This is a genomic window from Cupriavidus sp. FW305-26, assembly GCF_058787975.1.
On sequence record NZ_JBYTAH010000063.1, the window covers coordinates 1 to 26,747 of the forward strand.

Consider the following 26,747-nt stretch of genomic DNA (forward strand, 5'->3'; position numbering starts at 1 on the left):
CGCCCAGCCCTGCACCGCCCCTACCAGCGCCCGCCCAATGCCGCGGCGCCCGTGGTCGGGGTGCACATCCATTTCATCGAGGTAGGCGCACTCGCCGTTGCGGCTGGCCAGCGCAAAGCCGGCCAGTTCCCCATCGCGCTCGGCTACCCACAGGCGCGCTTCGCGCTGCGCGGCGGCCAGCACCGGCTCGGGCGTGCTGACCAGGCGCAGCAGTGCCGGCAGGTCCGTATCAGGGAAGAGCGCCGCGGCGGCCAGTTCGATATCGGCCAGGCGCGGCACCTCGTCCGCCGCTGCCAGGCGGATGTGCGCAGCAGCAGCCATGGCTGGCTCCGCGCTCAGGCAGCCGGGAACAGGCTGATCAGTTGGGCCACCGCGGCCGGCACGTCGTCAGCCTCGGTCACCGCGCGCACCACGGCGGCACTGCCGACGCCCACCGCCAGCACCTCGCGCATATTGGCCGCGTTGACGCCGCCGATGCCCACCAGCGACGGGATCACCGGCTGCATCAGCTTCACGTAGGCGCGGAAGCGGCCCATGCCCTGCGGCTGGGTCGGCATCACCTTGGTGGTGGTCGGGAAGATCGCGCCCAGCGCCAGGTAGCTGGGGCGGATCGCGGCCACACGCAGCATCTCGGCATAGCCATGGGTGGAGACACCCAGGCGCAGGCCCGAAGCGCGGATCGCATCGAGGTCGGCATCATCCAGGTCTTCCTGGCCAAGGTGGATGCCGTAGATGCCGCTCTGATCTCCACCGTTGGCGGCGCGGTAGTCGATCGCGGCCTGCCAGTGGTCGTTGACGAACAGGCGCGAAGACGAGCCCTGCATGGCCTTCGCCGCGCGTGCGATCTCGGCGCGCACCGCGGCCGGGTCTTCGGACTTGAAGCGCAGCTGCACCGTCGGTACGTTCAGTGGCGCCAGGCGCTCGATCCATTCGGCGCTTGGCACCACCACGTACAGGCCCAGCGCGGGGCACGGCGCGAACGGCGCCGCGGCCTGCTCGGGTGCCACCAGGGCGGCGTGCCGTACATGCGGGAAGCGGGCAAAGTCAGACGGCCAGTCGGCCGAGCCCGGCTCCCAGGCGCGCGCCAGGCACAGCGCGTCGTGCGCGGGGAAATGCAGCGCCAGGCTGGCCAGCAGCACCGCGACGAAGGCGGGCGAATGCGGCTGGTCGGTGTCGGCGGCGACGGAGAAGACCCACGTGCCCATCGGCGAGCGCACGGTGTCGATCCACTGGCCGCCCTCGCGATCGGTCTCGATCAGCGTGGCGCCCGCGGCGGCGACGCGCGCGATCGTGCCTGCGTCGGCTTCGCCGTCGAACAGCAGCACGTCGTGGGCGCCGGGTTGCGCGGGCGCGTCGGCCAGGCGCCAGGCCTGCCACGGCTTGTCATCGACGCCGAAGGTCTCGCCATAGTGTTCCAGCACCGCCTGGCGCAGCGGGCCGTCGCTGGCGGCATGCACGGCGCGGCGGGTCATGCGCGCTGCTCCGTGCTGTCGGCGTGCCAGAACGGCATGCCGACCACCGGGGTGCTGGCCTGCGCCACCTCGCGCTCGGGCATCGGCCCGGCCAGGTAGGCGGTGCGGCCAGCCTCAACGGCCTGCGCAAAGGCGCGCGCCATATTGACCGGGTAGGCGGCCTGCGCCACCGCGGTATTGAGCAGCACGCCGTCGTAGCCCCACTCCAGCACCTGCGCCGCATGCGACGGCAGGCCCAGGCCGGCATCGACGATCAGCGGCGTGTCGGGCAGGCGCTCGCGCAGCACGCGCATCGCGTGCGGGTTGACCGCGCCGCGGCCGGTGCCGATCGGCGCGGCCCATGGCATCAGCGCCTGGCAGCCCACGTCGAGCAGGCGGCGGCACAGCACCAGGTCCTCGGTGCAGTACGGCAGCACCTTGAAGCCTTCCTTGATCAGGGTCTCGGCCACGGCCGGCAGGTTCAGCGTATCGGGCTGCAGCGTGTAGTCGTCGCCGATCAGCTCCAGCTTGATCCACGGTGTTTCGAAGACCTCGCGCGCCATCATCGCAGTGGTGATCACTTCCTGCGCGGTGAAGCAGCCGGCGGTATTGGGCAGCACCGGCACGTCCAGCGCCTTGAGCATCTGCCAGAAGGCCTGGCCGCCCTCGCCGGCGCCGACCGCGCCCTGGCGGCGCAGCGCAACGGTGATCATGGCGGGCCTGGAGGCCTGCACGGCCGCCTCCAGCGTGGCCGGCGACGGGTAGCGCGCGGTGCCCAGCAGCAGGCGCGAGCCGAACGACTCGCCATACAGCACGAACGGGTCGCGCAAGGTTTCGGAAGGTTCGAATGTCATGGGTCAGCCTCCCGTCACGGGTTGCACGAGGTCGATGCGGTCGCCGGCCGCAAGAATGGTGTTGGCGTGGGCGCCGCGCGGCACGAACTGGCCGTTGACCGCCGCGGCAAAGGGGGGCGCGATCTGCGCCGCGCTCACCGCGTCCGCCAGCGTGGCGGAATCGGCAAGGGCGAGCGGTCGGCCGTTGAGCAGGATTTCCATGTCAGTCATGCGTTAGTGCAGCAGCCCGCCGGGTGCGGCCATGGTAGCGGCAGCGGGCGCTTCGGTCACGGCTTCGATCATGCCAGGCCAGCGCAGCGCGGCCGGCACGGCATGGGCCGCGGGATCGCCCTTGAGCAGCGCGCCAACCACCGCGCACGCGGCCTCGGTCACCGCCGGCGCAATCAGAAAGCCATGCCGGTACAAGCCGTTGACGCGCACCACGCGCGCGCGCTGGTCCACGCGGATCGCCGGCAGGTGGTCGGGCCGCGTCGGGCGCCGCTGCACGTTCAGTTCCAGCACGCGGGCCTCGCCGAAGGCGGGATGCAGCGAATGCGCCGCCGACAGCAGCTCCAGCGCGGAACGCACGCTCATGGGCGAATCATCCTCGCTTTCCAGCTCGGTGGCACCGATCACGTACAGGTCGTTGGGCTTGGGCGCGATATAGATCGGGTAGCGCGGATGCAGCAGCCGCACCGGCCGATGCAGCCTGACGTCGGGCGCATGCACGCGCACCACTTCGCCGCGCAGGCCGCGCAGGCCCGGCTTGTCGCCGCCCGGCTGTGCGGGCCAGGCCGAGCGCGCGCCCAGGCCGCGGCAATCCAGCACCACGTCGGCACGGATGCCGAGCTTGGGCAGCGATTCGGCATCGACCTCGCCAGCCTCCCAGACGCAATGCACGCCTTCGCTGACCGCGCACGACAACAGCGCGCGCAGCGCGCCACGGTTGTCGAGCTGGCCTTCGCCGGCCAGCAGCAGGCCCTGCGGGAAGCGGCCCGCCAGCGCGGGCTCGACTTCGCCCACGCCCTTGCCGTCCAGCGCGCGCAGCCGCTGCGACACCAGTTCGGGCGGCGCCACCGCGCGCACGCGGCTGGTGAACAGCGACATCTCGGCGCGGTCGCGCGCATGCCAGACCACCAGCGTGCCGTCCTCCTGGAAGAAGACCGGCTCAGGCAACTCGGCCAGCCACGCGCGCCACAGGTCGACGCTGGCGATGCCCAGGTCGACGATGCGGCGCTCGGCGATGGCCGATTCCGCCAGCGGCGCCAGCATGGCCGCGGCCACATAGGCGGCCGAGCCCGCGCCGTCCGGACCGGCCCGCTCCACCAGCGCCACGCGGGCGCCGCTGCGTACCAGTTGCCAGGCGGCCAGGCGCCCGGCAAGACCGGCCCCGAGAATGGCGACGTCAAACGACTGCACTGCTGTCATGAGGGGTGTTGTGCCGGACGGGGCGTGCGGCCACGCCGGCCTCCTTGTTGTCGGTGCCGCCGCGCGAGGCGCTGCGCGGCGGCGAAACACGAGCGGGCATGGATGCGAAGCCATGCCCGTACTGCCAGTCACTGCATCACGAGTAGATCTTGCTGCCCTTCTTCAGGAACTCGATCGACTTCTCTTCCATGCCCTGCTGCGCTTCCTTGGGCAGCGACGCCGCGTAGTCGCGCACTTCCTGCGTGATCTTCATCGAGCAGAACTTCGGCCCGCACATCGAGCAGAAGTGGGCGATCTTGGCGCCCTCGGCCGGCAGCGTGGCGTCGTGGTAGGAACGCGCGCGTTCCGGGTCGAGGCCCAGGTTGAACTGGTCTTCCCAGCGGAACTCGAAGCGTGCCTTGGACAGCGCGTTGTCGCGCAGCTGCGCGCCGGGCCAGCCCTTGGCAAGGTCGGCAGCGTGGGCCGCGATCTTGTAGGTGATGATGCCTTCGCGCACGTCTTCCTTGTCCGGCAGGCCAAGGTGCTCCTTGGGCGTGACGTAACACAGCATGGCGGTGCCCATCCAGCCGATATTGGCCGCGCCGATGCCGCTGGTGATGTGGTCGTAGCCGGGGGCGATGTCCGTCACCAGCGGTCCCAGGGTGTAGAACGGCGCCTCGTAGCAGTGCTTGAGCTCTTCGTCCATGTTGGCCTGGATGCGCTGCAGCGGCACGTGGCCCGGGCCTTCGATCATCACCTGCACGTCGTGCTTCCATGCCTTGGCGGTCAGTTCGCCCAGCGTGCGCAGTTCGCCGAACTGGGCGTCGTCGTTCGAGTCGGCGATGCAACCCGGACGCAGGCCGTCGCCGAGGCTGAACGACACGTCATAGGCCTTCATGATTTCGCAGATCTCGTCGAAGTGCGTGTACAGGAAGTTTTCCTTGTGGTGTGCCAGGCACCACTTGGCCATGATCGAACCACCGCGCGAAACGATGCCCGTGACGCGGTCGGCGGTCAGCGGCACGTAGCGCAGCAGCACGCCTGCGTGAATGGTGAAGTAGTCCACGCCCTGCTCGGCCTGCTCGATCAGCGTGTCGCGGAACATCTCCCAGGTCAGGTCCTCGGCGATGCCGCCGGTCTTGTCCAGCGCCTGGTAGATCGGCACCGTGCCGATCGGGACCGGCGAGTTGCGCAGGATCCATTCGCGGGTTTCGTGGATGTGCTTGCCGGTGGACAGGTCCATGATGGTGTCGGCGCCCCAGCGGATCGACCACACCATCTTTTCCACTTCCTCGGCCAGCGACGAGGTCACCGCCGAGTTGCCCAGGTTGCCGTTGATCTTGACGCGGAAATTGCGCCCGATCGCCATCGGCTCCAGTTCGGTGTGGTTGATGTTGGCGGGAATGATGGCGCGGCCCGAGGCGATTTCCTGGCGCACGAATTCCGGCGTGATGTCTTCCGGACGCAGCGGCAGGCCGGCGCCCAGCGCATTGCCGGGATGCTGGCGCAGCAGCGCCTTGTAGTCGGGCTTGTCGTACAGCGCCTGCAGGTTCAGCGATTCGCGCAGCGCCACATACTCCATTTCAGGCGTGATGATGCCCTTGCGCGCATAGTGCATCTGCGACACGTTGGCACCGGCCTTGGCACGGCGCGGATTGGTCAGCTGGGCAAAGCGCAGGTGTGCGGTGGCGGGGTCGTTGGCACGGTCGCGTCCGTATTCCGACGACAGGCCCGGCAGCACTTCGGTGTCGCCACGCTCTTCGATCCACTTGGCGCGCACGGCGGGCAGGCCGGCCTTCAGGTCGATATGCACGTCCGGATCGCTGTACGGGCCCGAGGTGTCGTACACCGGGATCGGCGGATTCTGCATCTCGCCCTTGTCGGTGCGCGTCGACGTTTGCAGGATGGTGCGCAGCGGTACGCGGATATCGGGGCGGCTGCCCGTCAGGTAGGTCTTGCTGGAAGCCGGGTAAGCGAATTTCTGGTCGAGGTCGCTTTCGAGCGATTCGAAGGATGCAGCGGGGGCAGTACGGGCCATGGGTGTCGTCCTCTCTCTTGCGGGGTGGACGAAACCAGGAGCCTTGTGAGCGCTGCCCGGGGCCTGAGGCCTGAGGCGGCGAGTCCCGGAGGGACTGGAGACTTGGTCTTGTGAAACTTCCCACGCCGGTACTAGCCGGATCGGGTTCGAAGGGACTCTCTCAGCCGCACGGCCCATCCGTACGGCACCCCTGTTTCATCCAACGGGGTGAATTTAAGCACAAGGTGCCGGTGGGCGCCAGTGCCAGTTCCCTGCCGTTTGTGGTGCCACACCCGTTCGAAAAGGTATCGAATCGCGCATGCTGCAGCGCAATAATCACTCACAAGGGGACAACCGCGCACTCAAACGCCGGCGACGTGCTCTACCATGCAGTAAGACGCGTCCATCTTCCGATCCCGCCATGACCGAAGCTGCCACCCACCGCGTGTTCAACCAGGTGCCCGATCTCGCGCACTACAACCTGTTCGCCACCGATCCGGCGCTGCGCGGCGCGCTGGAACGGCTGGGAGGCGGCTGGCACGCCGGCACGCTGGGCCAGTTCGGCGCGCGCCTGGGCGAGCCGGAAGTCCAGCAATGGGCAGCCGATGCCAACCGCCACACGCCCGAGCTGCACACACACAGCCGCACCGGCGAGCGCATCGACGCCGTGGATTTCCACCCGAGCTGGCACGCGCTGCTGGCCCTGTTGCGCAGCCAGCAGTTGCAGGCCCTGCCCTTCGCGCAGCCGCGCGCGGGCGCATGGGTGGCGCGCACCGCCGGCTACTTCCTGCAGGCGCAGGTGGAATCCGGCTCGCTGTGCCCGCCGACCATGACCTTCGCCAGCATCCCGGTGCTGCGCAAGGAAACCGCATTGTTTGCCGAGCTTGAGCCGCGGTTGTATGCGACCGAACACGATGCGCGCGACCTGCCGTGGCGCAGCAAGAGCGCGATCATGATCGGCATGGGCATGACCGAGAAACAGGGCGGCTCGGACGTGCGCGCCAACACCACCGTGGCGCGCGCGGTGCGCGGCGAGGGCCGCGGCGCGGAATACGCGCTGACCGGGCACAAGTGGTTCTTCTCCGCGCCGATGTGCGATGCGCACCTGGTGGTCGCGCGCATGGGCGCCGAAGACGGCCCGCTGTCGTGCTTCTTCGTGCCGCGCTTTCGCGACGACGGCAGCAAGAACGCGGTGCTGATCCAGCGGCTCAAGGACAAGCTAGGCAACCGCTCCAATTCCAGCAGCGAGGTGGAGTTCCGCGACGCCACCGGCATCCTGATCGGCGAGGAAGGCCGCGGCATCCCGACCATCATCGAGATGGCCACCAGCACGCGGCTGGACTGCGTGATCGGCAGTGCCGCGATCCTGCGCGCCGCCTTTGTGCAGGCGCTGCACCATGCGCGCCACCGCAGCGCCTTCGGGCGCCTGCTGGCCGACCAGCCGCTGATGCGCAATGTGCTGGCCGACCTGGCGCTGGAATCCGAAGCGGCCACGCTGCTGATGATGGAACTGGGCCACGCCTTCGAGCACGCTGACGATGATCCGCTCGCGGCGTCGTGGAAGCGCGTGGTCACCCCCGCGGCCAAATTCTGGGTCTGCAAGCGCACGCTGGAAGCCACCGGCGAAGCCATGGAAGTCTGGGGCGGCAACGGCTACGTGGAAGAAGGCCCGATGGCGCGGCTGTACCGCGAGGCGCCGGTCAACTCGATCTGGGAAGGCTCGGGCAACATCATGTGCCTGGACGTGCTGCGCGCGATCCAGCGCAATCCCGACGATGCCGCGCGCTTGCTGCAAGACCTGTCGCGCCGCGCCGGCGGCCATCCGGCGGTGCGCGCGGAACTGGCATCGCTGCAGGCGCTGCTGCGCCAGCCGCCGGAATTGCTGGAAGCCAGCGCCCGACGCTTTGCGCAGGGGTTGGTGCTGACCGCACAGGCCGCGCTGATGCTGGCGCATGCCGATACCGAGAATGCCGAGCTGTTCGTCGCCAGCCGGCTGGGACGGCAGCACGGGCGCGTGTTCGGCACCCTGGATGCGGATGCCGACGTGCTCAAGCGGGTGTTCTCGCGCGGCTTCGAAGGCTAGCGATTCAAGCCTCCATCGATTCCAGCACCCGCAGCATCACGCGCGGCGCATAGCGGATCAGGTCATGCGCGCGCTCGCCGATCATGATCGCGGGCGCATTGATGTTGCCGCCGACCAGGGTCGGCATCACCGATGCATCGACCACGCGCAAACCCTCGACGCCGCGCACGCGCAGTTGCGGGTCCACCACCGCCATCGCATCCATGCCCATGCGGCAGGTGCCCACCGGGTGGTAGATGGTGTCGGCATGCTCGCGGATCATCTCGCGCACGGCAGCGTCGTCGCTGCCATCGGCACGCAGGCCGGCGGAATAGAGTTCGCGCCCGCCGAAGCCGGCCAGTTGCGGCTGCGCAAAGATGCTGCGCACGATGCGAACGCCGGCGACCATGTCGTCCAGGTCGCGCGCATCGCTCAGGTATTGCGGGTCGATCAGCGGCGCGCGCCGGATATCGTGCGAGGCCAGCCGCACCTCGCCGCGGCTGCGCGGGCGCAGCACACAGACATGGCAGGAATAGCCGTGGCCGAAGTTCAGCCGGCGCATGTGGTCATCGGCCATGCCGACCACGAAATGCAGCTGCAGGTCGGGCTCGGGCAGGTCCGGGCGGCTGCGCAGGAAGCCGCCTGCCTCGGCGAAGTTGCTTGACATCATGCCGGTGCGTTCGCGCCGGTAGCGCAGCATTTCAGGCACCAGCCGCGCCAGGCCGCCGAACGACACGCCGAACAATTCAGGCACGGCCACGCGCTTGTGCAGCACGATGTCCAGGTGGTCCTGCAGGTTGGCGCCCACGCCGGGCAGGTCATGCACGACGGCGATGCCATGTTCGCGTAAGTGCGCGGCGGGGCCGACGCCCGACACCATCAGCAGCTGCGGCGAGCCGAACGTGCCCGCGCACACGATCACGTCGCGGCGCGCGCGCAGCAGTTGCCGGTGGCCCTCGCACACCACCTGCACCCCGGCCGCATGGCGGCCTTCGAAGACTATGCGCAGCGCCTGCGTATCGGTCAGCACCCGCAGGTGCGCGCGGCCGCCATTGCAGGCCCGGTCGCGCTTGTTGCCACCGTGCAGGTAGGCACGCGCCGCGTTCCAGCGCTCGCCCGCGTGCTGCGTGACCTGGTACCAGCCCACGCCCTCCTGTTCTTCGCCGTTGAAATCGTCGTTGCGCGGGAAGCCCGCCTGCTGCGCGGCCTCGATGAAGCGTTCGGCAAAGGGGTTGGGGGTGCGCAGGTCGCTCACGTGCAACGGCCCGTTGCCGCCGTGCAGCGGGTCGTCGTCGCTGCCGGCCAGGCGTTCATTGCACTCGGCGCGGCGGAAGTACGGCAGCACGTCGTCCCACGACCAGCCGTCGCTGCCGGCGGCGGCCCACGCGTCATAATCGGCGGCGCGGCCGCGCGTGTAGATCATGGCGTTGATCGAGGAACTGCCGCCCAGCCCGCGCCCGCGCGGCTGGTAGCCGCGGCGGCCGTTCAGGCCTGGCTGCGGCACGGTTTCATAGCCATAGTTGCGTGCCCCCGCGCGCGGCAGCAGCGCGGCAAGCGCCGCGGGTGTGCGTACCAGCACATGGTGATCGTGGTGCCCGGCCTCGACCAGGGCAATGGTGTCGTCGCCGCTGTCGGCAAGCCGCCCCGCCAGCGCACAGCCCGCCGAGCCCGCGCCGACGATGACGTAGTCAAAGGTGGTTTCCATCTGTCTCCCCGCGAGTCCGCAGGCGGCGCGCGTGCGTGAGCCGGGCCGCGCCGGTGCATGCGCGCCCTGTCCGTCCAGCGGATGGCAAGCTGTGAGATTCAGTGTAGGCGCTAGCCCGGACGGTGGAGAAGCCCGGTGGCGCGGGCGGCCGGCGCTGCGCAGACGGGCGTTTGAATTGTCCTTCTGGTAGGAAACTTCCATTGCCATGGCTGGCACGCTACCTTATCGTGCGCGGGAACACGCGGACCGCTGCAGCGCCACTCGCCGCGATCCACATCCACTTTCCCCGCACGTCCCTTGCCCAGGAGCGCAGCAATGCGAGAAGTCCCCGACCTGTCGTCCGTCTTTGGCGCCATGCACGCCGCGTCGCGGCGCGACCAGCTGCCCGCCTGGGCCGTGCGCGCCGACCGCCTGCGGCGCCTGCGCCGGCTGGTGACAGAGAACGAGGCTGCCATTGCCGCCGCCATTCACGCGGACTTCACCAACCGGCCGCGGCAGGAAACTGCGCTGCTGGAGGTATTCCCGAGCCTCGGCGGCATCGACGACGCGCTGCGCCACGGCAAGCGCTGGATGCGCGTGCGCCGCGCCGCCACCGGCTTCTGGTTCCGCCCGGGCCGCTCGCGGCTGGTGCCGCAGCCGCTGGGAGTGGTGGGCATCGTGGTGCCCTGGAACTATCCGCTGTACCTGACGGTGGGGCCGCTGGCCGGCGCGCTGGCGGCGGGCAACCGCGCCATGGTGAAGCTGTCGGAATACACGCCGCGCTTTGCGGCCTTGTTCGCGCAACTGGTGCCGCAGCACTTTGCGCCGGACGAGATCATGGTGGTCAATGGCGATGCCGAGGTGGCGAGCGCCTTTACCGCGCTGCCCTTCGACCACCTGCTGTTCACCGGCTCGACCGCGGTCGGCCACCATGTGATGCGCGCGGCGGCCGCCAACCTGACCCCGGTGACGCTGGAACTCGGCGGCAAATCGCCGGCGATTATCGGCGCCGGCGCTGACCTGCCGCGTGCGGTGGAACGCATCCTGGTGGGCAAGCTGATGAACGCGGGCCAGACCTGCATCGCGCCAGACTACGTGCTGGTGCCGGAAGACCTGCGCGGGCAGCTGGTGGAGGCGGCACGCGGGTGCGTTGACCGGCTCTATCCGGACCTGGCGCGCAACCGGGACTACACCAGCATCATCAGCCCGCGCCACTTCGCGCGGCTGGCGGCGCTGGTGGACGAAGCCGCGGCGCAAGGCGCGACCGTGGTGCCGCTGTCCGATGCGCAGCCGGACGCGCACGCGCGGCGCCTGCCACCGGTGCTGCTGCTGGATGTGCCCGAAGGCGTCACGGCGATGCGCGAGGAGATCTTCGGGCCGGTACTGCCCGTGGTGACGTACCGCACCCTGGACGAGGCGGTGGACTACATCAATGCGCGCCCGCGGCCGCTGGCGCTATACCTGTTCGAGCGCGACCGCGGCGCCATCGGCCATGTGATGAGGCAGACCGTTGCCGGCGGCGTCACGGTCAACGACACCCTGTTCCATATCGCCCAGGACGGCCTGCCCTTCGGCGGGGTCGGCGCCAGCGGCATGGGCGCCTATCACGGCCAGGCGGGCTTCGACACCTTCTCCAAGGTGAAGCCGGTGTTCCACCAGGCCGGCCTGAACGGCGCAGGACTGCTCAAGCCGCCTTACGGCAAGACCTTCGAAACCATGTTGCGCCTGCTTCTGCGTTGATCAGGACACCAGCATCGGCCGCCCGAGCATGCGCGACAGCACCGCCTCGGGCGAGTGGGTGTGGTCGGAAATCGCCTGCGGCGCCAGGTAGATGGTCTGCTCCATCATCGCCCGTCCGCGCATGGCCGCGTGCAGCAGCTGGTCGCTGAAGACGATCCAGGTGGAACCCGGCGGGAAGTGGAATTCCTGCTGCGGCACCTTGGCCTGGTAATCCAGGTCGGCCTTGGCCAAGTCATGCAGCTGCAGCATGCGGTGGTCATATTCCGAGCGCTTGCGCTTGGTGATATGCAGCAGCTTCATCAGCGCCGCCTGCCCCGGCCACATGCCATGGGTCTTGGGCACGAACTTCTGCGCAAAATCGCCGAACGGCTCGCCCACGCGCCACACGCGCGCCGCGGCCGGGTCGATGTTGTGGAACACGCGCAACAGGCGCTTGCCCAACATCGGGTTGGACGGGAACGAGTCCACGTGCAGGCGGGTGTCGTCCTTGCGCCAGCTGACCGGGCGCCCGGCGATCTCGCTGGGCCGCAGCGAGGTGCCGGCGCGCGTCATGTGCGGGATGTATTCAGGGAACAGCGTGCGCACCAGCAATTCGCTGTTGTCGGCGTAGCGGCGGATCAGCGTGTACAGGTCCGCCAGGTCCTGCGGACTGCCCTGGGCGCCGCGCACCGCGGTGTCGTCGGCGCGCAGGTTGATGTTCTTGGACTTGCCGTCGGAATAGCGGCTGTCAAGGAAGCGCTCTTCGGCCGGCTGGAAGCGGAAATTCAGGTTCGGGAAGTACAGCACGGCGCCCTGCTCCAGCTCGCGGCGCAGCGTGGCGCGTTCTTCGGCCGTGACCTGCGGCGCCCAGTCGGCATATGGCTGCGGGCGGATCAGGTTGAGCTGGCCGGCGGCGGGCGGCTGGGTTGAGGTCGAGGGGGCAAGGACAGGCGCTTCGGACATGGCATCCTCTGGAAACGGTCACCAGTGTTTGGGGTCGGCCGCCGGCGTGGCGGCTGGGGATGGCGGGATTTTACTCCCTGCCGTCAGCCGTGGCGCCGGCGTCACGCGGCGACTGGACCAGGATCAAGCCCGCGTAAAAAAACCCCGCGGGCCCTTGCGGGCCGGCGGGGCTTGCCGTCAGTGCTGCTGGCGCGGGTGGCGCTTACAGGCCGGCCGCGGCGCGCAGGGCAGCCGCCTTGTCGGTGGCTTCCCAAGAGAATTCCGGCTCTTCGCGGCCGAAGTGGCCGTAGGCAGCAGTCTTCTCGTAGATCGGGCGCAGCAGGTCCAGCATCTGCACGATGCCCTTCGGGCGCAGGTCGAAGTGCTCCTGCACCAGCTCGGCGATCTTGGCGTCGGGGATCTTGCCGGTGCCTTCGGTGTAGACCGTCACGTTGATCGGGCGGGCCACGCCGATGGCGTAGCTGACCTGCACCTGGCACTGGCGCGCCAGGCCCGAAGCCACCACGTTCTTGGCAACGTAGCGCGCGGCGTAGGCGGCCGAGCGGTCGACCTTGGACGGGTCCTTGCCCGAGAACGCGCCGCCACCGTGCGGCGAGGCGCCGCCGTAGGTATCGACGATGATCTTGCGCCCGGTCAGGCCGCAGTCGCCCTGCGGGCCGCCAATGACGAAGCGCCCGGTCGGGTTCACCAGGTACTTGGTTTCCTTCAGCATCTCGGCCGGCAGCACCGGCTTGATGATTTCCTCGATCACGGCTTCGCGGATCTGGGCCTGGGTGATGTCCGGCGAATGCTGGGTCGACAGCACCACGGTATCCACGCTGTGCGGCTTGCCGTCGACATAACGCACCGTCACCTGCGACTTGGCGTCCGGGCGCAGCCAGGGCAGGCGGCCGTCGCGGCGCAGCAGCGACTGGCGCTCGACCAGGCGGTGGGCGTAGTAGATCGGGAACGGCATCAGTTCCGGGGTCTCGTCGCAGGCGTAGCCGAACATCAGGCCCTGGTCGCCGGCACCCTGGTTCAGGTAGTCGTCGGAGGCGCGGTCCACGCCCTGGGCGATGTCGGGCGATTGCTTGTCATAGGCGACCAGCACCGCGCAGCCCTTGTAGTCGATGCCGTAATCGGTGTTGTCGTAGCCGATGCGCTTGATCGTGTCGCGCGCGATCTGGATATAGTCGACGTTGGCGGTCGTGGTGATTTCCCCAGCCAGCACCACCAGACCGGTGTTGCAAAGCGTCTCGGCCGCCACACGCGCGTACTTGTCCTGGGCCAGGATGGCGTCGAGGACGGCGTCGGAAATCTGGTCGGCGACCTTATCGGGATGGCCTTCGGAGACGGATTCCGAAGTAAAAAGGAAGTCGTTTGCCACGAACTTATTCTCCAGGTTGGCTATTGCGTGCCAGCCCGATCAGTTCATGGCGGCGACGCTTTAGCGGTATTTCAAGCAGCCCGGTTAGAGCCGCATCGCCCCGCAAGTTGTCAGTTAACTCGGCGATACACGCTATTATACGCGCCTGCCGGGCTCGTTGCAGCGCGCCAACGGTACGGTACGGCACCCTGCCAACCAGCCGGGGGCACCGTGCCCAGATGAATCCGATGACGGCACGCTGCGCGCGGAACTGAATACCGCCATAGAAAAAACGCTGCCTGCCCGTCTGTTCCCCGGCACAGACCCGTAGCAGACCCGCTTTTCGCGCCTGATGACCTTTTTATTCTGGCTGATCTCCCGTTTTCCCCTGCGGCTGCTGCAAGCCGCGGGCGGCGCGCTCGGACTGCTGAGCGCGCGCCTGCCCGGCCGCTACGGCCAGCGCCTGCGGGAGAACTTCCGCCAGGCGTTTCCCGACGCCACCGATGCGATGATCGACGAAGCGGCCCGTTCGGCCGGACGCATGATCGTCGAGATGCCCTACTTCTGGAGCCGCAGCAAGATCGGTGCGAAGCTGCATGGCTTTGACGACTACCTGTGGCCCGAGCTGGGCAAGCTGCAGGCGCGCGGCAAGGGCATCATCATCCTGACCCCGCACCTGGGCTGCTTTGAAGTGCTGCCGCAGTCCCACGCGCTGCAGCGCCCGGTCACCGCCCTGTTCAAGCCGCCGCACCAGCCCTGGCTGCGCGACTGGATCGAAAAAATGCGCACCCGGCCCGGCATGCACATGGCGCCGGCCACGCCGCGCGGTGTGCGCATGCTGGTCAAGGCACTCAAGCGCGGCCAGGCGGTGGGCATCCTGCCCGACCAGGTGCCCAGCGGCGGCGAGGGCAACTGGGCGCCGTTCTTCGGCAAGCCGGCCTATACCATGGCACTGGTGCACCGGCTGCAGCAGCTGACCGGCGCGCCGGTGGTGGCGGTCTTTGCCGAGCGCCTGCCGCGCGGCGCCGGCTATCGCGGCCACCTGCGCGTGATCAACGACGGCGGCATGCTGCCGGACGATCCTGCCGCCGCTGCCGCGGTCATCAACCGGACTATCGAGGAACTGGTGGGCCTGTGCCCCACGCAGTACCTGTGGGCTTACAACCGCTACAAGCAACCCGCCGGAGCGGGTACCCCGGACGCGCCGGGCAATGATACCGAGCCGGCCACTGATCGATCGATTTCATGAGCCGTGTGTTCACGTGGCTTGGCATCGGCTTGCTGACGGTGCTGGGCAAGCTGCCATATCCGTTCGTCGCGCGCTTCGGCGAGGCGCTGGGAAGCCTGCTCTACCTGGTGCCGAGCGAGCGGCGCCGCGTGGTGCAGGCCAACCTGCGCCTGTGTTTCCCGGACCGGACCGAGGCCGAAATCGATGAACTGTCGCGGCAGAGCTTCCGCATCCTGTTCCGCAGCTTTGCCGAACGCGGCATCTTCTGGACCGGCAGTGAGGCGCAGATGCGCCGCTGGGTGCAGATCGACGACCAGGCCGGCCTGGTGGCCCTGGATGGCACCCCGCATATCCTGGTGACGCTGCACCTGTCGGGCGTGGAAGCCGGTGCGATCCGACTCACCATCGACCTGCGCGAGCATCTCGGCCGCTCCGGCGCATCGCTCTATACCAGACAGAAGAACGACCTGTTCGACCACTTCCTGAAGCACGCGCGCGGGCGCTTCGGCGCCAACATGATCTCGCGCAACGACAGCGCGCGCGACATCCTGCGCTGCCTGAAGAAGGGCGAGGCCCTGCAGCTGATCGCCGACATGGATTTCGGCGAGCGCGACTCGGAGTTCGTGCCGTTCTTCGGCGTGCAGGCGCTGACACTGACCTCGGTGTCGCGGCTGGCGCGCCTGACCGGGGCCAAGGTCGTGCCGATCTACACCGAGATGCTGCCCGACTACCAGGGCTATGTGCTGCGCATCCTGCCGCCCTGGGAAGACTACCCCGGCGCAAGCGTCACCGACGACACGCGCCGCATGAATGCCTTCTTCGAGGACTGCATCCGCCCGCGCGTACCCGAGTACTACTGGGTGCACAAGCGCTTCAAGCACCGCCTGCCGGGCGAGCCCGAGATCTACTGAGCGCGCCGGCACGTCCGGCGCCGCGCAGCTACAATCCCCACCATGAAACTCCAGTTCACCAAGATGCACGGCGCGGGCAACGACTTTGTCGTGCTCGACGGCATCCACCAGCAGATCGACCTGACCCCGGCGCAATGGCGTGCGCTGGCCAGCCGGCATTTCGGCGTTGGCGCTGACCAGATCCTGATCGTTGAAAAGCCGTCCCGCCCCGATGTCGACTTCCGCTACCGGATCGTCAATGCCGATGGCAGCGAGGTGGAGCACTGCGGCAACGGCGCGCGCTGCTTTGTGCGTTTTGTCACCGACAAGGGCATGACCGACAAGCGCTCGGTGCGCGTCGAAGTGATGAACGGCGTCATTACCCTGACGCTGCAGGACGACGGCCAGGTCACGGTGGACATGGGTGCGCCCGAACTGGAACCGGCGCGCGTGCCGTTCCGTGCGGAAGGCCTGCCCACCCGCGCGGAAGGCGCGGACACGCTGTACGGCCTGGAGGTCAACGGCCGCACCGAATGGATCTCGGCGGTATCGATGGGCAATCCGCACGCGGTGCAGGTGGTGGACGACGTGGAGAACTTCCCGGTGCTGCAGGACGGCCCGGTGGTGGAGCACCATGCCGCCTTCCCCAACCGCGTCAATGCCGGCTTCATGCAGGTGCAGGACCGCCATGCCATCCGGCTGCGCGTCTACGAACGCGGTGCCGGCGAAACCCTGGCCTGCGGCACCGGCGCCTGCGCGGCCGTGGTGGCCGGCATCCGGCGCGGCCTGCTGGACTCGCCGGTGCGGGTGCATACCCACGGCGGCGATCTGACCATTGCCTGGGACGGCGGCGCGGAACCGGTGCGCATGACCGGCCCGGCCACCACCGTGTTTGAAGGCAGCATTGACCTGGCAGCCCTGCCGGCCTGACCATAGGGGCTGTGCGCCCCTGTCCACACGCCCCGCATTCCTTGCCGCGGAGCCCCGGCCGGGGCGCTCATTCCCTTGATCTTGCTGGTCAGACCGATGGAGCGCCCATGCCGCTGGACGATTTCCGCATTACCTCGGGCAAGCGTTTTCGCCTTGCCGACTTCGACCCGGGCAGCAAGCCGTTGTCGTGCGGCAAGAAAGAAGAAGACCTGGCCCGCATCATCGAGCTGAGCAACGCCCTCGACGCGCAGCAGGACATCTTCTACGCCGAGCACCGGCGCAGGCTGCTGGTGGTGCTGCAGGGCATGGATACCAGCGGCAAGGACGGCACCGTGCGCGGCGTGTTCCGCAGCTTCGATCCGCTGGGCATCCGCGTGGTGGGCTTCAAGTCCCCGTCGCCGGAGGAACTGGCGCGCGACTTTCTATGGCGCATCCACCTGCAGGTTCCGAAGACGGGCGAGATCGTGGTCTTCAACCGCAGCCACTATGAAGACGTACTGATCACGCGCGTGCACAACTGGATCGACGCCGCCGAGTGCGAGCGGCGCTTCCGCCAGATCCGGGACTTCGAGTCGATGCTGACCGAGACCGGCACCACCATCGTCAAGTGCTTCCTGCACATATCCCGCGACGAGCAGAAGGCACGGCTCGAAGCGCGCCTGGCGGATCCGGAGAAACACTGGAAGTTCGACACCAACGACCTCGCCGAGCGCAAGCACTGGAAGGCCTACATGGACGCCTACGAGGCTGCCATCATGGCGACCAGCACGCCCGAATGCCCGTGGTACGTGGTGCCGGCCGACTCCAAGACACACCGCAACCTGATGGTGGCGGAGATCCTGACCAGGGTCTTCGAGGACCTGAAGCCGGCCTACCCGCCCGCCCGGCCGGAACTGGCCAGTACCAAGGTCGACTGAGCCGCCCGGCCGCCTCAGCCACCGTTGCCGCGGTGCACGTCGTGCGTGACGAAGGGGTGCTCGCGGCTGGGCATCGCCAGCCATTGGGGGTGGCGCAGGGTCTGGCGGATATCGTCCAGCCCGCTGGTCCAGTGCTCATGCATGGTGAGCGCGCCGAACTGGTAGTCCTTGGCCAGGTTCTCGAACGACTTGTCGCGGTAGATCAGCTGGATTACGTTGCGGCGCGCGTCGCAGGCCTGCTCCGCCGCGCGGCGGTACCAGGCGTTGTCGCGCTTTGACGGCGGCACCAGCGCCATTACCTCGTTGAGCATGCGGCGCATGTTCTGCTGCTCGCGCATGTAGTCGGTAATGGCCCGCGTGCGGCTGGAGTACTGGATGTCCTTCTGGCGCTCGGCCACGTCGACCAGGTCGTGCGGCAGCTTGCCGCGCGCGCTCCACAGGTCGACCTGGAAAATCAGCGCGTCGCGCCGCGGCTGCGCCGTCAGCACCTCGGCCAGCGGCGTGTTCGATACCAGCCCGCCATCCCAGTAGTACTCGCCATCGATCTCCACCGCCGGAAAGCCCGGCGGCAGCGCGCCCGAGGCCATGAAATGCTCGGGGCAGAGCTTGTCGCGGGTATTGTCGAAGTAGGCGAAATTGCCGGTGCGCACATTGACCGCCCCCACCGAGACGCGCATCAGGTCGGGGCGGTGGTTGATCAGGTCGAAGTCGGCAAAACGCTCGAGCGTCGCCTTCAGCGGCGTGGTGTCGTAGAAGCTGACATGGCTCGGGTCCGAGTAGCGCGACATCAGCTCCGGCCAGCCGCGCGGCTGGAAGAAGCCACGCTGGCCTTCCAGCATGGCACGCGCTGCATGCAGGCCATCGAACCAGATCCGCATTGGCTCGGGCCAGCCTTCGGCATGGTCGGCGAACCAGGAATGCGACAGGCTGGGCAGCCACGGCTGCGCGCAGATGTACTCCCAGAAGGCGCGCAGTTGTTCCACGCGGCGCCGGGGCGGATTGCCGGCGATGATGGCGGCGTTGAGCGCACCGATCGAGATGCCGGCAACCCAGTTCGGGTAGATGCCGCCCTCGGCAAGGCCCTGGTACACGCCGGCCTGGTAGGCCCCGAGCGCGCCGCCGCCCTGCAGCACCAGCGCGCGCACGGCATAGGCCTCGTGCGCCGGCCGGTCCGGGGCCTTGGCGGCCCGGCGCACCGGCTTGCGCGGCTGCACCTGCGCGCCGCGTTCGGCCAGGGAATCGGCATTGGCGCCGCTTTCAGCTTTGGCCTGCGTTGGCTGCCGTGCCATCTGCCGTGCCGTCTTTTCCTGCCGCTCTTGCGGCACTTGCCGTACTTGCCGCTCCTGCCGTTCTTTTTCCGCCACGCCGCGCTCCTGCCGATTGGAAAGTCCGCCTGCCCGCCAGATGCTTAACGGGCGCCGCTTGGCGGCGCCCCTTGCCATCAACGGTTTCAGACGCCGTAGCGCTGACGATAGGCCGCCACCGCCTCGCGCGAGGCCGACAGCGCGGGGTCCTGCGACGCATCGAGGTAAGCCAGCAGGTCCTTCAGGCTGGCGATGGCGATCACCGGGATGCCATACTCACGCTGCACGTCCTGCACGGCGGAATGGGTGCCGACCTGCTCGGCGGTACCGCTCTTCTCCATGCGGTCCAGTGCGATCAGCACCGCGGCCGGCTCGGCGCCGGCGGCGCGGATCATGTTTACCGATTCGCGCACCGAGGTACCGGCGGAGATCACGTCGTCGACGATGACCACCTTGCCCTGCAGCTTGGCCCCGACCAGCGTGCCGCCTTCGCCGTGGTCCTTGGCTTCCTTGCGGTTGTAGGCGAAGCCGACGTCACGTCCCATGCCAGCCAGCGCCACCGCGGTGGCCGACGCCAGCGTGATGCCCTTGTAGGCCGGCCCGAACAGCACGTCGAACTGCACGCCCGAGGCCAGCAGCGTTTTGGCATAGAATTGCGCCACCTCGCCCAGCATCGCACCCTGGTTGAACAGGCCGGCATTGAAGAAGTAAGGCGACTTGCGGCCGGCCTTGGTGACGAACTCGCCAAACGACAGCACGCCCGCATCGAGCGCAAAGCGGATAAAGGTCTGGCTGAGATCGGCACCCGCGGGCGGTTTCTGCTGCGTCATCATTTCTCTCTGAATTCAAAATTTCCCCGAATGTTACGGATTATCAGCGCCAACCTCAACGGCATCCGCTCCGCGTCGAAGAAGGGCTTTTTCGACTGGATGGGCAAGCAGGACGCGGACATGGTCTGCGTGCAGGAACTGAAGGCCCAGGAGGCCGACATGACCGAAGCGTTCCTGGCGCCACATGGCTACCATGGTTTTTTCCATTACGCCGAGAAGAAGGGCTACAGCGGCGTGGGCCTGTACACGCGGCACAAGCCGGAGCGGGTGGTCACCGGCTTCGGTAATTCCGAGTTCGACAGCGAGGGCCGCTACGTCGAAGTGCAGTATCCGCACCTGGCAGTGATCTCGGTCTACGTGCCGTCGGGTTCCAGCGGCGAGGAACGCCAGCTTGCCAAGTTCCGCTTCATGGAAGCGTTCCTGCCGCACCTGTTGCAACTCAAGGCGAGCGGGCGCGAGATCGTGCTGTGCGGCGACGTCAACATCGCGCACAAGGAAATCGACATCAAGAATTGGAAGGGCAACCTGAAGAACTCAGGCTTCCTGCCGGAGGAGCGCGCCTGGATCGGCGAACTGTTCGACGTCCATGGCTATGTGGACGTGTTCCGCAAGCTGGATCCGCGCCCCGAGCAGTACACGTGGTGGAGCAACCGCGGCCAGGCCTATGCCAAGAACGTGGGATGGCGGATCGATTACCACCTGGCCACGCCGAAGATCGCCGATACCGCGCGGCTTTGCTCGATCTACAAGGACGAGAAGTTCAGCGACCACGCGCCGCTGTCGATCGATTACGACTATCCGCTCTGAGCGCAGCCATCAGGCCGCCCGGACCTCCTCAAGCAGTTCCGGGTGGCGGTCCAGCAGCCTGAGCAGTTTTACCAGCGCAAGCGGCGGCTTGGTCCGGCCAGTCTCGTAGCGCGAGAATGCATTGACCCCGCCGCCGAAGATCTCTGCGGCTTCGCGCTGGTCGAGGTGGAGTTTCTTGCGGACTTGCATGATGTAAGTCGGATCGACAAGCGAGGCGTTGACTTGCTTGTTGAAGGCGAGCGCCAGCGGTCCGATCCGCTCTTCCTCTTCCTGGCCCAGCACACCTTCTCCACACTGAGCACACCAGTCGGCAAGGACCGCTTCGATTACCGTGGACTCGCCACGGTAGGTATAGACAAAGTCTTTCCGCCCCCTTTCGAGTTCGGCGCCTCCACATACTGGGCATCGCATAGACAGCTCCTCTGGCAAGGCGGCGCACGCGCTAGCGCGCCTTGAACGACACAATCAGGACTTCCTCGGTCACTGTCAGCTTCAGGTATATCGCTCCATACGATGTGCATGGGCGATACACATCCTGCCAGACGGTATGGTCGACGTAGGTCGTCATGCTTTTGTAGAAGTCGGCGGGCTGGATCCTGGCGACTACATCAAGGACGTCGCCGCGGGCGAGACACATGTTCCTGGCGCCCTGGAACGCTGCCATCGTCAAGCTGACCCGCCCTGCCGCAATCAACTCCCGGACCCGCCACAGCGGGTAATGCGCCGTTCCCTTCCCCATGCAAATTAACCTACTTGGTTAGAAGCTGCAAGCCGCGAACTGTGCCAAATCGCAATAATCCAATCCGTACAAACCCCTGCGACCGGCCCCCATCCCCGCTACAATGCAGGTTCCCCACAGCGCCCGGCAGGGGAGATTTCTCATATCCAAAGCATTCCCCCGCACTTCATTGAGTGAGTCAGCCATGGTTTTCAAAGTGTTCGTCGATGGTCAGGAAGGCACCACCGGTCTCCGGCTGCTTGACTATCTTTCCGGCCGTTCCGACGTGGAACTGCTGCGCATTGCCGATGACAAGCGCAAGGACCCGGCCGAACGAGCACGATTCCTGAATGCCGCCGACGTCGCCTTCCTGTGCCTGCCCGATGTGGCCTCGCGCGAGGCGGTATCGCTGGTGACCAACCCGAACACCTGCGTGATCGACGCCAGCACGGCGTTCCGCACCGCCGACAGCTGGGCCTACGGCCTGCCCGAGCTGGCGCGCGGCCAGCGCGAGAAGATCCGCGACAGCAAGCGCATTGCGGTGCCGGGCTGCCACGCCAGCGCCTTCGTGCTGGCAGTGCGTCCGCTGGTGGACGCCGGCGTGCTGCCAGCCGACTACCCGGTTTCGGCGTTCTCGCTGACCGGCTACAGCGGCGGCGGCAAGTCGATGATTGCCGAGTTCGAAGCCGGCGGTAACCCGAAGCTGGACAGCCCGCGTCCGTACGCGCTGGGCCTGGAACACAAGCACCTGCCCGAGATGCGCGTGCAGGCCGGCCTGGCGCAGGCGCCGGTCTTCAACCCGATCGTCGGCAACTTCCTGAAGGGCCTGGCGGTGACGGTGCCGGTGTTCACGGACCGGCTGGCGCGCAAGGTCAGCGCCGAGCAGATCGTCGAGATCTACCGCAAGCACTATGAAGGCGAGCAGTTCGTGCGCGTGATGCCGTACAACAGCGCCGACAACCTCGACGGCGGCTTCTTCGACGTGCAGGCCAACAACGACACCAACCGTGTCGACCTGTTCGTGTTCGGCAATGCCGAGCGCCTGAACCTGGTGGCTCGCCTGGACAACCTGGGCAAGGGCGCGGCCGGCGCCGCGGTGCAATGCATGAACGTGCATGTGGGCGCCGACGAGGCCACGGGGCTGCGCGCCTGACGCTGCAGCCAGCCCTGAATGAGGAAAAAGCCGGCATTGCCGGCTTTTTTCATTGGCGTCAGCGGACCGCTCAGCGTTGCAGCGGCTTTTGCCGGTCGTCGTCGCCGCTGTCCACCGGCGCGCCGCCCAGGCCCGCCATATTGGCGCGGTATGGCGGCAGCTTCTCCACCGTGGTATTGCTCGCGCGCGCATAGAGCGGCAGCACCTCCGGCAGGTGCTTCTCCAGGTCGGCGATGCGGCTCCGCCCGGACGGATGCGTGGACAGGAACTCGGTGCCGGACTGGCTCACCTTGCCCATTTTCTGCCACAGCGACACCGCGGCGCGCGGATCATAGCCGGCGCGCGCGGCGATATCCATGCCGATCAGGTCCGCCTCGGATTCATCCGCACGCGAGAAGCGCAGCGTCAGCAGGTGGGCGCCGGTGCCGAGCGCCATATTGCCAAGGTTGCCGAAGCCGAACAGCTGCGAGATCACGTTGGCGCCGAGGTTGGTGATCTCGGACTTGGCGGCGCGCTCGCGCGCATGCTCCTGCAGCGCGTGGGCGATCTCGTGGCCCATCGCCATGGCGATCTCGTCGTCGGTCAGCTTGAGCTGGTCGAGCAACCCGGTATAGAAAGCGATCTTGCCGCCCGGCATGCAGAACGCATTGACCTGCCTGGAGCCGATCAGGTTGATCTCCCACTGCCACTGCCGCGCGCGCTCGTTCCAGCGTGCGGTCTGCGGCAGCAGCCGCTTGCCGATCGTGCGCAGGCGCACCAGCTGCGGGTTGTCGGCGGCGGCCAGTGCATGCTTGGCGATGGCTTCCTGCTTGAGCTGCTCGTATTCCTGCGCGGCCTGCTGCTCGATGGCCTCGACCGGCACGATCTTGCGCACGGCCGAGCCGCTGCGGTCCAGCCGGATGCCGCCAACCTCGCTGTCCTGCGCCTGGGCGGGCAGGCACCAGGCCATGGGCGCCGCCACCGCGGCCAGCGCCAGCGCGCGGACCAGCCGGTCACGGGTAGGACGCTGAACACCTTGCAGGCGGCGGAGCATTTGCGGTTCCTCGGACGCAGTGGAAGACCAGGCAGGCGGATCGGTGATCCGCGGCAACGATGCCGTGCCGCATGTGGCGGGCAGGCAAACAGGTGATGCAATAATACACGGCGCCCGCGCAGCCGCGCGGCGCTTCACGCCGGCCCGTTCATGACCTTCCAGACCTATCTCGATATCTTCCGCAACCGCCGCATCGGCGCCATGCTGGCGCTGGGCTTCGCCTCCGGGCTGCCGCTGGCGCTGACCTCCGGCACCCTGCAGGCATGGATGACGGTCGAGGGGCTGGATATCAAGACCATCGGCTTCTTCTCGCTGGTGGGCCAGGCCTATATCTTCAAGTTCCTGTGGGCGCCGCTGATGGACCGCTACACGCCGCCGCTGCTGGGGCGCCGGCGCGGCTGGCTGCTGGTGACGCAGCTGGGGCTGGTGCTGGGCATCGCCGGCATGGCCTTCTGCCCGCCGCGCGAGGCGCTGTGGACGCTGGCGGCGCTGGCCACGCTGGTGGCCTTCCTGTCGGCCTCGCAGGACATCGTCTTCGACGCCTACAGCACCGACGTGCTGCGCCCGCCCGAGCGCGGCGCCGGCGCGGCGGTCAAGGTGCTGGGCTACCGGCTGGCGATGCTGGTCTCGGGTGGCCTGGCGTTATGGCTGGCCGACCGCGTGCTGGGCTGGCAGCAGACCTACCTGCTGATGGCGGCGCTGATGGGCGTGGGTATCGTCACGCTGCTGTGGGCACCGGAACCCGACGTGCCCGCACGCGCGCCGCGCTCGCTGGAAGAGGCGGTGGTCGGGCCGCTGCGCGACTTCTTTGGCCGCCAGGGCGCCTGGTGGCTGCTGCTGCTGATCGTGCTGTACAAGCTCGGCGACGCCTTTGCCGGCAGCCTGTCGACCACCTTCCTGATCCGCGGCGTGGGCTTCTCGGCGGGCGAGGTGGGCATCGTCAACAAGACCCTGGGGCTGGCCGCCACCATCATCGGCGCGCTGTTCGGCGGCACGCTGATGGTGCGCCTGGGCCTGTACCGCTCGCTGATGCTGTTCGGCGTGCTGCAGGCGGTGTCTAACCTGGGCTACTGGATCCTCGCGGTGACGCCGCCGCACCTGTGGACCATGGGAGCGACCATTGCGGTCGAAAACCTGTGCGGGGGCATGGGCACGGCGGCCTTCGTGGCGCTGCTGATGACGCTGTGCAACCGCTCGTTCTCGGCCACGCAGTACGCGCTGCTGTCGGCGCTGGCGTCGGTGGGCCGGGTCTATGTGGGGCCCACTTCCGGCTATATGGTCGAGGCCTGGGGCTGGGCGCCGTTCTACCTGGGCACCGTGGTGGTGGCGCTGCCCGGCGTGATGCTGCTCTGGGCCATGCGCCACACCGTGCATCGCTACGAGGCCCAGGCGCGCGAAGCGATCGCCTGAGCCCGCGCCTGCCTCACTCCTTGTAGTAGACGATCTGGTGCGAGCTGGCGATCAGCTCGCCGCCGGCGCTCCATAGCTGCGCGCGCTGGTCGAAGAAGCCCTGCCTGAACACCTGCGCCTGCGCGCTGGCCAGCACGTGGCTGTCGCCCAGCGCCGCCAGCGTGGCCGCGTCGGCATGGAAATAGGTGGTCATCGACACCGTGCCGGCCGGCACGAAGCCCGCGCGCTTGAGGAAGATGCGCGGGTAGAAGCTGTCGGCCCAGGCCGCCACCGCGGCAAAGTCCGGCGTGCGCGCCGGCGCGTCGCGCAGCCAGAACTGCGTCAGGCTGTCCGGGTGCTCGGTGCCGGCCTCGGCGGTCGGCTTGGCGCCGCGCACCGGGCGCATGTCGTAGGACTTGAGCCAGCGCACCGGCGCAAACCCGCTCATCGCCACGAGGGCTTCGGCCGCCGGCACCTCCGGCATCAGCGCCTCGCCGCAGGCCCAGGTCTCGCGGCGCACCGCAAACATGGCGGTGGCGGTGGTGGCCACGGCATCGCCCTGGCGCAGCTCCAGCGTCCAGTGCTGGGTCGAGCGGTTGGTGCGCACCGGGCGCGCCTCGATCTCGAACGGGCCCTCGGCGATCGGCCCGGCAAAGTTGACCGTCAGCGAGACCGGGTCGCCCAGGCGCTGCGGATGGTCCAGCGCCGCCTGCAGCAGCGTGGCGGCGGTGATGCCGCCGAACGGACCGATCATGTTCCAGTACTCGGGCGTGGTGCGGCCCAGGAAGCGGTGCTCGCCGGCCGGCTCCAGCGCCAGCGCGTCGTCAAAGGGATGGAGCGGCCTGGCGGCGGTGGCCGCCCGGGTCTGGGGCGCAGTGGACATGGCTGGTATGGGTTGGTGACTCGCAGGGAATAGCACGATCGTTCGATCGCTCTGCCTACACTAACCGTAGTCAGCGTTCGGGTCAAGACGCCAGTATTCCAGCCGCTGGCACCGTGGCGCCCGCATCAGCCTTGCACCCGCCGCCGCAGCGGCAGGCTCCAGCCCAGCTGGTTGGCGACCACGCCCAGCAGCACCAGCGCCATGCCGGCGATCTGCAGCGGGCCCAGCACCACGCCGAACACCATCACGTCGATCACGATCGCCACCAGCGGATAGATAAAGGACAGTGTGGCGATCGACACCACGTTGAGCCGCTGGAACGCGCCATACAGCAGCGTGTACATCACGCCCGTATGCACCAGCCCCAGCGCCAGCAGCGCGGCCCAGGTGCCGGTGCCATAGCTGCCGGCCGCGGGATGTGCCAGCGGCGCCAGCATCAGCACGCCCAGCACCATCTGCAGCCCGGCGATCTGGCCTGGCGGGATGGCCTGCAGCCGCCGCGTGGCCAGGGTCGTCACCGCATACAGCAGTGCCGCCAGCAGGCCCAGGCCGATGCCGGCCAGCATCGCAGTGCCAGTGGCGCCATGCTCCAGCCCGGTGATCAGCATCACCCCGGCAAAGGCCAGCACCAGCCATGGCAGCCGCGCGAACGGGAACGGCTCGCGCTGGATCACCGAGGTCAGCAGCAGCAGGAAGAACGGCTGGGTGTGGTAGACCACCGTGGCAATGGCGATGCCGCTGCACGCATACGCCGAGAACAAGGCCAGCCAGTTGAGCACCAGCGTGACGCCGCCCAGCGCCAGCCAGCCAAGCTGCGCGCGGCTCATCCGCACCCAGCCGCGCTGCAGCGTCAGCACGCCCAGCAGCGCCGCGCCGCCGAACAGGCAGCGGAAGAAGACCACATCGAGCGGCGGCTGGCCGCTGGTGACCACGAACCAGCCGATGGTGCCGGACAGCAGCATGGCCGCGACCATGCGCCAGGCGCCGCCTGGCAAGGGTTGTTGCGAGGGCATGACGGACTCCGGTCAGACAATGGCCGCATTGTTCCATCATGCGATCTGCTCAACAATCCCGTCAGAGCTCAATTAGTATTTGATCTGAAGTCAAAGAAAGAGGACGTGCCATGCCGGATATGCCACTTAATGCGATGGCCGTGTTTGCGCGCGTGGTGGGGGGGGGGGGGG

Annotated in this window: 25 protein-coding genes and 1 riboswitch; of the genes, 9 read left to right on the forward strand and 16 right to left on the reverse strand. The window is 68.0% G+C overall.

The features are described from left to right. The 6 genes from AC3WQZ_RS27345 to thiC form a co-directional block, all read right to left on the reverse strand. Positions 1-321: GNAT family N-acetyltransferase (locus AC3WQZ_RS27345; RefSeq protein WP_492298762.1), on the reverse strand; the 321-nt coding region annotated here is incomplete at its 3' end. Positions 322-335: 14 nt separating this feature from the next. Further along, positions 336-1,472: a thiamine phosphate synthase gene (locus AC3WQZ_RS27350; RefSeq protein ID WP_010813327.1), complete on the reverse strand. Its 1,137-nt coding sequence runs from the start codon at positions 1,470-1,472 to the stop codon at positions 336-338. Further along, on the reverse strand, positions 1,469-2,305 hold the full coding sequence (locus tag AC3WQZ_RS27355) for a thiazole synthase (RefSeq protein WP_010813326.1): 837 nt from the start codon (positions 2,303-2,305) through the stop codon (positions 1,469-1,471). The genes AC3WQZ_RS27350 and AC3WQZ_RS27355 overlap by 4 nt, the downstream gene beginning before the upstream one ends. Before the next feature lie 3 nt (positions 2,306-2,308). Next, positions 2,309-2,506, reverse strand: a complete 198-nt coding sequence (thiS, locus tag AC3WQZ_RS27360; RefSeq protein WP_011614418.1) for a sulfur carrier protein ThiS — start codon at positions 2,504-2,506, stop codon at positions 2,309-2,311. A 12-nt stretch (positions 2,507-2,518) separates the two neighbouring features. Then, positions 2,519-3,712 carry an FAD-dependent oxidoreductase gene (locus AC3WQZ_RS27365; protein WP_011614417.1) on the reverse strand — a complete coding sequence of 398 codons (1,194 nt, stop codon included), beginning with the start codon at positions 3,710-3,712 and terminating at the stop codon, positions 2,519-2,521. A gap of 136 nt (positions 3,713-3,848) precedes the next feature. After that, positions 3,849-5,729 (reverse strand): phosphomethylpyrimidine synthase ThiC, encoded by a 1,881-nt coding sequence (gene thiC, locus AC3WQZ_RS27370; RefSeq protein ID WP_010813323.1) that lies wholly within the window; start codon positions 5,727-5,729, stop codon positions 3,849-3,851. Positions 5,730-5,829: 100 nt separating this feature from the next. After that, positions 5,830-5,931, reverse strand: a riboswitch (TPP riboswitch). Between the two features lie 198 nt (positions 5,932-6,129). Here thiC and AC3WQZ_RS27375 point away from each other — a divergent pair. Next, the gene (locus tag AC3WQZ_RS27375) at positions 6,130-7,791 is read left to right on the forward strand and encodes an acyl-CoA dehydrogenase family protein (protein WP_010813322.1); all 1,662 of its coding nucleotides are present in this window, start codon (positions 6,130-6,132) and stop codon (positions 7,789-7,791) included. 4 nt (positions 7,792-7,795) lie between these two features. Here AC3WQZ_RS27375 and AC3WQZ_RS27380 read toward each other — a convergent pair whose 3' ends face one another. Continuing rightward, positions 7,796-9,475: a GMC family oxidoreductase gene (locus AC3WQZ_RS27380; protein ID WP_492301614.1), complete on the reverse strand. Its 1,680-nt coding sequence runs from the start codon at positions 9,473-9,475 to the stop codon at positions 7,796-7,798. A 315-nt stretch (positions 9,476-9,790) separates the two neighbouring features. Here AC3WQZ_RS27380 and AC3WQZ_RS27385 point away from each other — a divergent pair, with 315 nt between their 5' ends. Further along, the gene (locus tag AC3WQZ_RS27385; protein WP_492301616.1) at positions 9,791-11,194 is read left to right on the forward strand and encodes a coniferyl aldehyde dehydrogenase; all 1,404 of its coding nucleotides are present in this window, start codon (positions 9,791-9,793) and stop codon (positions 11,192-11,194) included. Here the strand turns inward: AC3WQZ_RS27385 and kdoO are convergent, their stop codons facing one another. Then, on the reverse strand, positions 11,195-12,136 hold the full coding sequence (kdoO, locus tag AC3WQZ_RS27390; protein ID WP_492301618.1) for a Kdo hydroxylase KdoO: 942 nt from the start codon (positions 12,134-12,136) through the stop codon (positions 11,195-11,197). Positions 12,137-12,338: 202 nt separating this feature from the next. After that, on the reverse strand, positions 12,339-13,502 hold the full coding sequence (gene metK, locus AC3WQZ_RS27395; protein WP_010813318.1) for a methionine adenosyltransferase: 1,164 nt from the start codon (positions 13,500-13,502) through the stop codon (positions 12,339-12,341). 331 nt (positions 13,503-13,833) lie between these two features. On the opposite strand from metK, the gene AC3WQZ_RS27400 reads away from it, so the two are divergent. The 4 genes from AC3WQZ_RS27400 (at position 13,834) to AC3WQZ_RS27415 (ending at position 17,446) form a co-directional block, all read left to right on the forward strand. Continuing rightward, complete coding sequence (locus AC3WQZ_RS27400) at positions 13,834-14,730, forward strand: lysophospholipid acyltransferase family protein (protein ID WP_010813317.1); 897 nt, start codon at positions 13,834-13,836, stop codon at positions 14,728-14,730. After that, positions 14,727-15,620 (forward strand): lipid A biosynthesis lauroyl acyltransferase, encoded by an 894-nt coding sequence (locus AC3WQZ_RS27405; protein WP_010813316.1) that lies wholly within the window; start codon positions 14,727-14,729, stop codon positions 15,618-15,620. Before AC3WQZ_RS27400 ends, AC3WQZ_RS27405 begins: the two co-directional genes overlap by 4 nt. A 42-nt stretch (positions 15,621-15,662) precedes the next feature. Then, positions 15,663-16,529 (forward strand): diaminopimelate epimerase, encoded by an 867-nt coding sequence (gene dapF, locus AC3WQZ_RS27410; RefSeq protein ID WP_010813315.1) that lies wholly within the window; start codon positions 15,663-15,665, stop codon positions 16,527-16,529. A gap of 107 nt (positions 16,530-16,636) precedes the next feature. Further along, a complete protein-coding gene (locus AC3WQZ_RS27415; RefSeq protein WP_010813314.1) occupies positions 16,637-17,446 on the forward strand; it encodes a polyphosphate kinase 2 family protein in 810 nt (269 codons plus the stop codon). A gap of 14 nt (positions 17,447-17,460) precedes the next feature. On the opposite strand, the gene AC3WQZ_RS27420 is transcribed toward AC3WQZ_RS27415, so the two are convergent. Then, on the reverse strand, positions 17,461-18,735 hold the full coding sequence (locus AC3WQZ_RS27420; RefSeq protein ID WP_010813313.1) for a patatin-like phospholipase family protein: 1,275 nt from the start codon (positions 18,733-18,735) through the stop codon (positions 17,461-17,463). 161 nt (positions 18,736-18,896) lie between these two features. Then, a complete protein-coding gene (gene pyrE, locus AC3WQZ_RS27425) occupies positions 18,897-19,583 on the reverse strand; it encodes an orotate phosphoribosyltransferase (RefSeq protein WP_010813312.1) in 687 nt (228 codons plus the stop codon). A 27-nt stretch (positions 19,584-19,610) separates the two neighbouring features. Here pyrE and AC3WQZ_RS27430 point away from each other — a divergent pair, with 27 nt between their 5' ends. Beyond that, positions 19,611-20,387 carry an exodeoxyribonuclease III gene (locus tag AC3WQZ_RS27430; protein WP_011614408.1) on the forward strand — a complete coding sequence of 259 codons (777 nt, stop codon included), beginning with the start codon at positions 19,611-19,613 and terminating at the stop codon, positions 20,385-20,387. Between the two features lie 9 nt (positions 20,388-20,396). On the opposite strand, the gene AC3WQZ_RS27435 is transcribed toward AC3WQZ_RS27430, so the two are convergent. Together AC3WQZ_RS27435 and AC3WQZ_RS27440 are read right to left on the reverse strand one after the other, a co-directional pair. Beyond that, positions 20,397-20,798 carry a type II toxin-antitoxin system MqsA family antitoxin gene (locus AC3WQZ_RS27435; protein WP_010813310.1) on the reverse strand — a complete coding sequence of 134 codons (402 nt, stop codon included), beginning with the start codon at positions 20,796-20,798 and terminating at the stop codon, positions 20,397-20,399. Positions 20,799-20,829: 31 nt separating this feature from the next. Continuing rightward, complete coding sequence (locus AC3WQZ_RS27440) at positions 20,830-21,126, reverse strand: type II toxin-antitoxin system MqsR family toxin (protein ID WP_010813309.1); 297 nt, start codon at positions 21,124-21,126, stop codon at positions 20,830-20,832. A gap of 184 nt (positions 21,127-21,310) precedes the next feature. On the opposite strand from AC3WQZ_RS27440, the gene argC reads away from it, so the two are divergent. Further along, on the forward strand, positions 21,311-22,258 hold the full coding sequence (gene argC / locus AC3WQZ_RS27445; RefSeq protein ID WP_010813308.1) for an N-acetyl-gamma-glutamyl-phosphate reductase: 948 nt from the start codon (positions 21,311-21,313) through the stop codon (positions 22,256-22,258). A 70-nt stretch (positions 22,259-22,328) separates the two neighbouring features. On the opposite strand, the gene AC3WQZ_RS27450 is transcribed toward argC, so the two are convergent. Next, complete coding sequence (locus AC3WQZ_RS27450; protein WP_492301619.1) at positions 22,329-23,291, reverse strand: M48 family metallopeptidase; 963 nt, start codon at positions 23,289-23,291, stop codon at positions 22,329-22,331. Positions 23,292-23,441: 150 nt separating this feature from the next. On the opposite strand from AC3WQZ_RS27450, the gene AC3WQZ_RS27455 reads away from it, so the two are divergent. Next, positions 23,442-24,701 (forward strand): muropeptide transporter, encoded by a 1,260-nt coding sequence (locus tag AC3WQZ_RS27455; protein WP_010813306.1) that lies wholly within the window; start codon positions 23,442-23,444, stop codon positions 24,699-24,701. A gap of 13 nt (positions 24,702-24,714) precedes the next feature. On the opposite strand, the gene AC3WQZ_RS27460 is transcribed toward AC3WQZ_RS27455, so the two are convergent. Together AC3WQZ_RS27460 and AC3WQZ_RS27465 are read right to left on the reverse strand one after the other, a co-directional pair. Further along, positions 24,715-25,563: an acyl-CoA thioesterase gene (locus AC3WQZ_RS27460; protein WP_010813305.1), complete on the reverse strand. Its 849-nt coding sequence runs from the start codon at positions 25,561-25,563 to the stop codon at positions 24,715-24,717. 125 nt (positions 25,564-25,688) lie between these two features. Continuing rightward, a complete protein-coding gene (locus AC3WQZ_RS27465) occupies positions 25,689-26,576 on the reverse strand; it encodes a DMT family transporter (RefSeq protein ID WP_492301620.1) in 888 nt (295 codons plus the stop codon). Between the last annotated feature and the right edge of the window lie 171 nt (positions 26,577-26,747).

What these genes read in the sequence shown, in the direction of transcription:
- argC (WP_010813308.1), top strand. Translation starts at nt 21,311, where the DNA reads ATGGTTTTCAAAGTGTTCGTCGATGGTCAGGAAGGCACCACCGGTCTC.
- AC3WQZ_RS27460 (WP_010813305.1), bottom strand. Translation starts at nt 25,563, where the DNA reads ATGTCCACTGCGCCCCAGACCCGGGCGGCCACCGCCGCCAGGCCGCTC.
- AC3WQZ_RS27450 (WP_492301619.1), bottom strand. Translation starts at nt 23,291, where the DNA reads ATGCTCCGCCGCCTGCAAGGTGTTCAGCGTCCTACCCGTGACCGGCTG.
- pyrE (WP_010813312.1), bottom strand. Translation starts at nt 19,583, where the DNA reads ATGATGACGCAGCAGAAACCGCCCGCGGGTGCCGATCTCAGCCAGACC.
- AC3WQZ_RS27375 (WP_010813322.1), top strand. Translation starts at nt 6,130, where the DNA reads ATGACCGAAGCTGCCACCCACCGCGTGTTCAACCAGGTGCCCGATCTC.
- AC3WQZ_RS27405 (WP_010813316.1), top strand. Translation starts at nt 14,727, where the DNA reads ATGAGCCGTGTGTTCACGTGGCTTGGCATCGGCTTGCTGACGGTGCTG.
- AC3WQZ_RS27420 (WP_010813313.1), bottom strand. Translation starts at nt 18,735, where the DNA reads ATGGCACGGCAGCCAACGCAGGCCAAAGCTGAAAGCGGCGCCAATGCC.
- AC3WQZ_RS27440 (WP_010813309.1), bottom strand. Translation starts at nt 21,126, where the DNA reads ATGGGGAAGGGAACGGCGCATTACCCGCTGTGGCGGGTCCGGGAGTTG.
- dapF (WP_010813315.1), top strand. Translation starts at nt 15,663, where the DNA reads ATGAAACTCCAGTTCACCAAGATGCACGGCGCGGGCAACGACTTTGTC.
- AC3WQZ_RS27380 (WP_492301614.1), bottom strand. Translation starts at nt 9,475, where the DNA reads ATGGAAACCACCTTTGACTACGTCATCGTCGGCGCGGGCTCGGCGGGC.
- kdoO (WP_492301618.1), bottom strand. Translation starts at nt 12,136, where the DNA reads ATGTCCGAAGCGCCTGTCCTTGCCCCCTCGACCTCAACCCAGCCGCCC.
- AC3WQZ_RS27355 (WP_010813326.1), bottom strand. Translation starts at nt 2,305, where the DNA reads ATGACATTCGAACCTTCCGAAACCTTGCGCGACCCGTTCGTGCTGTAT.
- thiS (WP_011614418.1), bottom strand. Translation starts at nt 2,506, where the DNA reads ATGGAAATCCTGCTCAACGGCCGACCGCTCGCCCTTGCCGATTCCGCC.
- AC3WQZ_RS27365 (WP_011614417.1), bottom strand. Translation starts at nt 3,712, where the DNA reads ATGACAGCAGTGCAGTCGTTTGACGTCGCCATTCTCGGGGCCGGTCTT.
- AC3WQZ_RS27385 (WP_492301616.1), top strand. Translation starts at nt 9,791, where the DNA reads ATGCGAGAAGTCCCCGACCTGTCGTCCGTCTTTGGCGCCATGCACGCC.
- AC3WQZ_RS27435 (WP_010813310.1), bottom strand. Translation starts at nt 20,798, where the DNA reads ATGCGATGCCCAGTATGTGGAGGCGCCGAACTCGAAAGGGGGCGGAAA.
- AC3WQZ_RS27415 (WP_010813314.1), top strand. Translation starts at nt 16,637, where the DNA reads ATGCCGCTGGACGATTTCCGCATTACCTCGGGCAAGCGTTTTCGCCTT.
- AC3WQZ_RS27430 (WP_011614408.1), top strand. Translation starts at nt 19,611, where the DNA reads ATGTTACGGATTATCAGCGCCAACCTCAACGGCATCCGCTCCGCGTCG.
- AC3WQZ_RS27400 (WP_010813317.1), top strand. Translation starts at nt 13,834, where the DNA reads ATGACCTTTTTATTCTGGCTGATCTCCCGTTTTCCCCTGCGGCTGCTG.
- AC3WQZ_RS27455 (WP_010813306.1), top strand. Translation starts at nt 23,442, where the DNA reads ATGACCTTCCAGACCTATCTCGATATCTTCCGCAACCGCCGCATCGGC.
- AC3WQZ_RS27465 (WP_492301620.1), bottom strand. Translation starts at nt 26,576, where the DNA reads ATGCCCTCGCAACAACCCTTGCCAGGCGGCGCCTGGCGCATGGTCGCG.
- AC3WQZ_RS27350 (WP_010813327.1), bottom strand. Translation starts at nt 1,472, where the DNA reads ATGACCCGCCGCGCCGTGCATGCCGCCAGCGACGGCCCGCTGCGCCAG.
- thiC (WP_010813323.1), bottom strand. Translation starts at nt 5,729, where the DNA reads ATGGCCCGTACTGCCCCCGCTGCATCCTTCGAATCGCTCGAAAGCGAC.